The organism is Bartonella sp. AC329YNZD (assembly GCF_042196685.1).
Classification (GTDB): domain Bacteria; phylum Pseudomonadota; class Alphaproteobacteria; order Rhizobiales; family Rhizobiaceae; genus Bartonella.
This window is the reverse complement of the sequence record NZ_JBHIQS010000026.1, coordinates 1-8373: the sequence shown is the minus strand read 5'-3', so window position 1 is coordinate 8373 and position 8373 is coordinate 1. Positions and strand designations below refer to the sequence as shown.

The 8373-nt window shown below is 31.0% G+C and carries 6 protein-coding genes, 1 tRNA gene and 2 pseudogenes; 2 read left to right on the top strand and 7 right to left on the bottom strand.

The window, feature by feature from the left end; translation table 11 throughout:
- Window positions 1–1925 precede the first annotated feature (1925 nt).
- From ACFIMW_RS08400 to ACFIMW_RS08380, 5 genes and pseudogenes are all read right to left on the bottom strand, one after another.
- The gene (locus ACFIMW_RS08400) at window positions 1926–2486 is read right to left on the bottom strand and encodes a biotin transporter BioY (RefSeq protein WP_375608772.1); all 561 of its coding nucleotides are present in this window, start codon (window positions 2484–2486) and stop codon (window positions 1926–1928) included.
- Window positions 2487–2786: 300 nt separating this feature from the next.
- Window positions 2787–3155: a biotin transporter BioY gene (locus ACFIMW_RS08395; RefSeq protein ID WP_375608773.1), complete on the bottom strand. Its 369-nt coding sequence runs from the start codon at window positions 3153–3155 to the stop codon at window positions 2787–2789.
- 143 nt (window positions 3156–3298) lie between these two features.
- Window positions 3299–3938: pseudogene (locus ACFIMW_RS08390) on the bottom strand (energy-coupling factor transporter transmembrane component T family protein).
- Window positions 3935–4615, bottom strand: a complete 681-nt coding sequence (locus ACFIMW_RS08385; RefSeq protein WP_375608771.1) for an energy-coupling factor ABC transporter ATP-binding protein — start codon at window positions 4613–4615, stop codon at window positions 3935–3937. Before ACFIMW_RS08385 ends, ACFIMW_RS08390 begins: the two are co-directional and overlap by 4 nt.
- Window positions 4616–4655: 40 nt before the next feature.
- On the bottom strand, window positions 4656–6086 hold the full coding sequence (locus ACFIMW_RS08380) for an amino acid permease (RefSeq protein WP_375608770.1): 1431 nt from the start codon (window positions 6084–6086) through the stop codon (window positions 4656–4658).
- 163 nt (window positions 6087–6249) lie between these two features.
- Here ACFIMW_RS08380 and ACFIMW_RS08375 point away from each other — a divergent pair, with 163 nt between their 5' ends.
- Window positions 6250–6588: a hypothetical protein gene (locus tag ACFIMW_RS08375; RefSeq protein WP_375608769.1), complete on the top strand. Its 339-nt coding sequence runs from the start codon at window positions 6250–6252 to the stop codon at window positions 6586–6588.
- Between the two features lie 580 nt (window positions 6589–7168).
- Here the strand turns inward: ACFIMW_RS08375 and ACFIMW_RS08370 are convergent.
- On the bottom strand, window positions 7169–7372 hold the full coding sequence (locus ACFIMW_RS08370; protein WP_375608768.1) for a SlyX family protein: 204 nt from the start codon (window positions 7370–7372) through the stop codon (window positions 7169–7171).
- Between the two features lie 470 nt (window positions 7373–7842).
- Here ACFIMW_RS08370 and ACFIMW_RS08365 point away from each other — a divergent pair.
- Window positions 7843–7918, top strand: a tRNA-Thr gene (locus tag ACFIMW_RS08365).
- A gap of 99 nt (window positions 7919–8017) precedes the next feature.
- On the opposite strand, the pseudogene ACFIMW_RS08360 reads toward ACFIMW_RS08365, so the two are convergent.
- Window positions 8018–8221, bottom strand: a pseudogene (locus ACFIMW_RS08360) (helix-turn-helix transcriptional regulator).
- Between the last annotated feature and the right edge of the window lie 152 nt (window positions 8222–8373).

The following is an 8373-nucleotide window of genomic DNA, read 5'->3' as shown; positions in this document are numbered from 1 at the left end:
CCGCATCAATAATCACATTTCCATAAATTTGTATGTAACCAAAAATATGTCCATCATATATTTTGACGTTATTATAAATTTTTGCATTGCCAAAAATATCGGCACAATCACCAATTTGTGCTTTATCATAAACCTTAGCACTATCGTAAATCTTGGCACAATAATACGCCTTGGCATCATTATAAATCCAGCAATCGTCTTTTTGACTTAAATTGTATTCATACTCTACGTCGCCTGCTTTAACATCACCAAAATCTTTTAATGCACGTATGCGGTAAAGCGTAAGGTATTCATCAAACTCAATTGTTTCATCAGTAAGTGCGTATTTCTTTTCTGTGATTTTTGTCCCTAACTTAAACTATATCATTACCAGAAACTTTTGTATTTTCAGTTACTATGGCTTTATCGCAAATAATAGCACCACACACATGAGCATTCCCATAAACATTGCAATAAATAGAGAGAATGCAAAAAAAACATGCCAATTGATATGACACAGCTTTCAAATGTCTATTCTAATGAATCAACCACAATAGAAGAGAGAATTACATATATACAAAGCGTATCATATTGCAAGAACTCTATTAGAGATATGAAAACTTATCAAAAGGAATGTAAATGATGCGTATGATTTTTACTCACTCATTTCAAGAGAGAACCTATAAACGTTTTTTGTTACTATCAAACGTATCAATCATAACGCCCTCATTTGTAAGGTAGTTATTTGAAACAAAGCACATTATCAAGATTCTTCCTTTTAAAAGCGTTTTAAAACACTAAGCTCGAAATTGAGTTGAGTGCATTCAAATAACGCATTGTCTAAAATCAAAACCTATCAAACAAATCAAAACGCTTGGTGGCTTTATCAATACAACCAAAGCAAATGCATCTTAAATGAATATCATATAAAACGTTCTTTTTACGCTTGCAAGCGTTAGTTTTTAAAACAATATCTCATAAGACAAAAGCAGCGTTTTTTTTACAAATGTAAGGATCATAAACCAATCTCACTCTCATTATTTTGCAAAAATATCAGAATTGTTTCAAAGCTCATTAGAAAAATTTCTGCATTCAGCCTCGAATAATTATATACTGTAATCTGCTGCTACAATATACAAAATGCTTAAAATATTAATGCACATAATTTTTTATTATTTATGGATACGTATATATATTGTCTATTATCATTTATTATCTTGATAAGAAAATTATTTCCTTATCTAAAAATAAGTACTCTACCATTTGAATATGGAAAATATTGAAGAATATAGATATATTCCTAAATTGGTATACACACATTTTGCTATTTGAAAAACAATTACTATATTTTTCCAAAATATATTATGACTACTAGGATGATTGGGTAAAATAACTTTATTTATTAAATAATTATTTTCTTTACTAAGAAATAAATCTGATGAAAAATAGTAGAATATGAGTAAAAGATGTTTATAATTGAACATATCTACATTTAGATGTTTTCACAACAGATAAAAAAGTTAATAATATAGAACATATTAAAAAGGAATATTTTATATTCATTTTTATAATTTACCTAAAATGATAATATTCATAATTATATTTTTTTGTATATATTATAGTTAAAATAAAAAATAATATTATTTACCTTAAATGTAGTTTACTATTGATATTTATTAAATTAATAAATTTTATATTAATTTATAATTCATTATTTTTAATATAACTTTTAGAATTTAATTGTATAATTTATGAATAAGATTTTTAAAATTTTGTTTATAAATTATTTATAAGATATGTTTTATAAAAAAACTAAATATAATAAATTTCTCTTTGCCAAATATTATCTTTCGTTAAAATACAAAAAGCGAGATAAAATAATTTATATTATTACTATTTGTGTTATATCTTTCTCATGCAATGTAATACAAAACTTCATTTAAGAATCAGAACTGCCCTTTCTCGAAATGAATGAGAGGGATATTTTTTTTAACGGTAATGGCTACAAAGGATGCAATCAGCACTTTCAAAAAACCACCAGCCAAAAAACCTAATGAACTTATTAAAACTGTCAGCAAAGGGACCTGAACCATATAAGCTACCCATGGTATTCCAAAAGAATAGACAATCCCAATGCCACCCACAGTATTTATCACAAATAATATTATAAAATTTAATCGTTTCCAAAATAACTCAACCATAAAGCCAATGAAAAATGCAGCAAATGGAAAACTAATCAAATAACCACTCGTAACTCCTAAAAAAACACTAATTCCACCACGACCACCAGGCAATAGAGGTAAACCAATCGCAATAAGCACAAGAAAAAGAAGTGATGCTAGAGCTCCCCTTTTTGCTCCAAGTATAGATCCTGCCAACATCGGAGCCATAGATTGAGCTGTAATAGGTACCCCCAGCAAAAAAGGAAAATAAATAGGAGGGAAAAGACTTAAAACAGCGTAAATCGCGGCAAATAAAGCAATATAGACTAAATCTTTTGTATTCACTGGATTATTCCTTCATTATGGAAAAGCTTTATTTATTGTTGTAATATTAATCAAAAATATCAGCTTTATAAAAGCAAATTTTTGATACCTTAGATATAGAAAAAATATTATAATAATTTGTTTTAATAATATTACTGATATAAATCATCTTAGATTCTACAATGTTTAATGATATCATAAATCAATATAGTTAAAATCAATGGACTTATAATGAAATAATATATTTATTTTAACTTATTATTATTTTTTTTCAAATGTACCGCATTATAATATTACATTCAAAATAAACACTTTTTTCTTTTAATGAATAAGAAAAACAGATCTTTTAATCGCGAGTACAAAAAAGGATACAATCAATACTTTCAAACAATCCCTTATCAAAAAACTGATGAAGCCATAAAAAAACTTTAATAAAGAGACTTTTTTCCCCACAGCATTTATCACAAACAACGTTATAAAATTTAACCGCTGCCAAAACAATTCTATCACTAAACCAATAAAAAATGCAGCAAATGGAAAACCTATCAAATAACCACTCGCAACTCCATAAAAAAGCACTAATTCCATCACAACCATCAAGCAATAAAGGCAGCCCAATCGCAACAAGGAGAAAAAAAGGAGCGACGCTAAAGCACCTCTTTTGGCCCCAAAGATGGACCCTGCTAACATCGGAGCCATAGATTGAGCTTTTAATAGGTACCCCCAAGCAAAAAAGGACGATAAATAGGAGGGAAAAAAACAAAAACAGCATAAATAGCAGCAAATAAAGCAATATAAGCTAAATCTTTTGTATTCATTTGATTATTCTTTCATTATGAGACATCTTGATGATTATGAAATACTGCATCAACAATATCAGCCATCATAAGAGCGCGCCTCTAATGCCTCAGCTATTTCTGAAGCCATTCTTATGGTTCGTATAATTAAAGGTATTGCAAGAGCAACAATGTTAGTATTAAGTCCGCGTGCTTGTTGTGCTTCACGTACCTCATTAAACTTTTCGCTCAAAAGAGGAATAAACCGGATAGCCATAGAGATAACCATACTCACTTTTGATGGATTTATACCAAAGCAACAAAAGGGCTGAAGCCCTGCTTCAATTGCGTCCACCATATCTGAAACTTTTGTTGTGAACGAAATAAGGGATGATAAAGAAAAGAGGATAACAAGACGTAATATGACCTCAACTCCCATAAGCCAACTATTAAAAATAGTTTGAAATACTAATAAAAGAACTAAAAGCAATCCCATTGATTTAAGCTGCTTTATCACGGTTTTAAAAGGGACCTTGGCAACTCTATAGAATAAGGCAACAAATAATAAAAAGAGTGCAAGAAATAATATAGATGAAACCATTATTATAGTGGTCCCACATACTGTAAGAAATAATAACTTAACCCCAGGACTAAGCCTATGAATAAATGTATCCTTTGGAATATATAAACCAATCATGACATTCTTTTTATATATTCCTTGATCGCAACAAAAGGGACATCATCAATTGCTATTTCCCCCTTATCAAAAACAAGTACTCTATCAAAATTTTTCAAAAATTCCAAATCATGCGATACAACAATCGCCGTTTGTGGTAATTCTTCTATTACTTTCGTAACACGATGCTTATTGCGCAAATCAAGTAATGTCGTTGGCTCATCAAAAATAATGTAATCTGGTTTCATTGCAACTACACCCGAAATCGCAATGAGTTGTTTTTGCCCATCACTTAATAAATGAACGGCATGATTTCTAAAAGCTTCAAGCTCATAGCGCTGCAAAATTTCATCTACACGCTTCTTAATTTCATCTTTATTAAGCTTTAAATTTTTGAGACCAAAAGATAAATCCTCTTCAACTAATGGTAAAACAATCTGATTATCAGGATTTTGAAAAACAAATCCAACTTTACGCTTTACTGCTTTCGCATCGCGTTTGGTATCAAGCCCATCAACGCTTACAAAACCATGAGATGGTAATTGGAGCCCATTAATAAGACGAACAAATGTACTTTTTCCAGAACCATTTGCACCAATAACGGCGATGCGACTTTCGGTAAGTTGTACAGTAATATTTCTTAAAACACACAAATCATCAAAAACTTGTGTTACCTTATCAAATTTTATGATCCCCAAGGTTTATTCCAATCAATCCCTTTGATTAGCTCTTCTTTCGCTATCGTTTCAGTTTATAACCTAAAAGTAAAAACAAGCACCATAGAGGAATAATAATGACTGCCAAACTCATATCAGGCATCTGCACTGGAATATATGACCTGAGAAAAGATGCCTTTATTCCTATCATCTCAAACAGTTGAGCTATGAATCCATTTTGTCCAAAACCACTTATAAACATTATACAAAATAATAAAGCAAGAAAGCATAAGCAAAAATAGTTAGCGTAAGGATATAAACCAAAAGCATAAATAAACGGCTCTTTTTTGTCCTTATGCGCCTTTCGAAACTTCAAATGAACAATAACAATAATGCCCCAAGTAATAACTGCTGCTGCTGTAGCAAGAGCCATGATCCGCATAAAACTATTATTGGGAATAAGAGTATTAACGATGATAATAATCGCAGTACAGATTGATGAAAATAGGATAGCAACATAAGGCACGCGTGCAAAATTAAGTTTACTAAAAATATGTGGTGCATTTTTTTGTACAGCTAAACTGTAAAGCATACGACCATTAGAATAAATACCACTATTATAAACTGAAATAGCAGCCATAATAACCACAAAATTCAAAATATGGCCCGCAGCTGGAATTCCTATCGCCTCAAAAATTGTTACAAAAGGACTACCATTTTCCTCAATCATATTCCATGGATTGAGCATCATAATAACACTAATAGAACCAACATAAAAAATTACAATTCTCCACATAACCTTACGAATAGCTGTGGGAATTGTTTTTGTTGGATTTAAAACTTCTCCAGCAGCAATACCAATCAACTCTGTTCCCCCAAAAGAAAACATCACCACACATGTAGCTAAAATAACTCCCTCTATCCCATAAGGGAAAAAACCACCATATTCCCAAAGACGATGAATGCCTACTTGATATCCACCTATTCCAGTGACAATAAGAAAAATTCCAAAAATAATCATACCAACAACGGCTGTAACTTTAATCAAAGCCAAACCAAATTCAAATTCACCGTAAAAACGAACATTCAACAAATTGATCAATGTCACACACACAAGAACAATAAAAGACGACTTCCAATGATCAATCAAAATCCAATGATCTAAATAAAATCCGACCACTGTAAGTTCGGTCATACTGACGAGAATATAAAGAAACCAATAATTCCAACCTGTTATAAAACCTGCTAAACTTCCCCAATATTTATAAGCAAAAAAACTAAAAGCACCTGATGTTGGTTCTTCTACTGACATTTCACCAAGCATTCGCATGATAAAATAAATAATAAGTCCCCCGAAAAGATAAGCGAGAATAGTCGAAGGACCCGCCAATTTTATAGTTTCTGTTGAACCATAAAAAAGACCCGTTCCAATAACGCCTCCTAAAGCAATCATTTGAATATGACGATTTTGAAGATTACGTTTTAATTCATTGTTCTTTTTGTTAAACATCATGCCTCATTACTTTTGTTGAGCCTAACCTCAACTTTTATCGAAAAAATTACGCACCTTTTTTCAAAAAGTACAACACAAACGTCAACTTATTTTCTTGTAATAATGCAACTCCTTATTTTTCTATGCATTACACGTATGTCCTGTTAAAATTTTAAGAAAAAATATGCTCCGCCTTTTATTTAAATTAATGACCTTCATTTTCGTTACACTAACAATTATAGCATTGGTCATTGACAACGCACACTCTGTAATCACATCACATTGGACAATAATCCCCCTTAATAAAATTTTAGCAAACCTTCTGCAAACAGATATCTACAGCCTTAATCAATCTCTATGCAAGATAATGCCTGATTTTCTGTCCTCAATTTGCATTACTCTCACTTATTTACCAGCATGGTCTATCTTTGGTGCTTTAGCAATAGTATTTTATATCTTAACTTACGAAAAACAAAAGCCTTTTCATAACATAGCATATACATATAACGACGAATATATTTAATCTTGAAAAAAAACTTCTAGAACTCACTGTACTATACACAACAAATATAGCTTAGAGCACCTCACTCTATCAAAACAACTGAAAATTACTTGATCATAAAAATGGATTACAGCTCTTTATTATAAATATATACCCTCACTTATGATTTCTATAGATAATGATAACATCACTCCATTTGCAATAATTCAAAGAAATTAGCGAATAAATCTAATGCCTTATTCCACCTATAAAAAACTCTGTACAGAAAAAGTTGAAATATATCAAAATCCCTAGATTCTTCTATAGCTGTTGCTTTATACTCTATAAAAACCTTTCTTACTTCAGCACTAAAAACCACGTGTAAAAAATGCCTTCTAATAGCAGCACACCTTATACGATTAAAAATTTTTGAAATTAATGAGGAAGCTTATAAAAACTGTTCTACATATTAAAAAAATGCATTCAATAAAAACTAATCTATCAATAACAGTAATCGTGATAAAGAATATCTCACCCCCTCCTCCCATTGTGATATTCACCCCACCACATCTAAAAAATCCAAGAGACTCTTACTAAAAAAATTTTAAAAAGTATCTTCTTGCTATTGAGAAAATGGTAAAATAACAGCTTCAGAAACACTCTGTTCTTCTAAATCTGAAAATCGTCTCGCTAAAACATCAACTTTTTTAGATATCTCATCCAAACTTTTCCATTGATTGGTTACTACACGAGAAAGCTCTTCAATGAATTTTTCTTGGTAAGCTAACTTCGTTTCTAGTTCTACCAACCGATTTTCATCCGACATGATTCTTACTCCATCTTAAATAAAAAATGTGATTAATTTTATTAATCCTCCCCCTTTTTCTTCCTATAAAAATGAAAAATAACTTTTCAACTAATTATACTCATCCTATTTTCACATTAATAAAGGTTTATGATGATCTTTGTTTTTCTAATCACTTATTCAATAAATTTCCTTCTTTGTTAGGAATCAGAAAATGTTTTTTATCTTTACTAAGATATCTTGACACCATTTTCTATTTTAAAGATTGACGTTTCCAGCTTCTTAACTTTGAGCGCTATCGTAAATTCGAAAGCATTTTATAGCATTAAGATCAAAAAATACTGCGCCCCCCTGGCTTTTACATATTTCTCCTCCTCCTTCAAATTATTATCATATCTTATAAATTATTGAAAAAATGCATACTTGCTTTTATACGTACTTTTAGCTATTACCCTCAGATTAGTTTTTGTCTCATTGACTTACAAACCTACGCCGCATTAGCTCAGTTGGTAGAGCACATCATTCGTAATGATGGGGTCGCTGGTTCGAATCCGGCATGCGGCACCATTTTTTATCTTTAAAACATTAAAATATATAGACTTTTTATTTAAACAGTAATTTTCAGACCACCTTTTAGACCACCTTCTACAGTTTATATAATTTTATCTAATTTGTTGTTATTTGCTCCGTATTTTTCTTGGGAGTAAATGCTAAGATCTTTTTCTTTCTCCACCTTACAGCTCTCCCTAGCTTATATAGCTCCGGAAACAACCCCTGAAGCATTCAATTGCGAATCGTTGTGGTTGATACACTAAAAAGCTGTGCACATTCACGGGTTGTTACATATCTATCGCCATCATCAAATATCATCTCATTACCTTTCTATTTTTATATTACTTATTAACTTATTACTTAAATGGGCGGGGGTGCTGGGAGGAGAAAGTCCCTCCATAGATTTAAGCAGCTTTTGCCAAAATCTTTTGCATCTCTTGTTCTATTTCCCCTAAAAAGATTTCGACCGC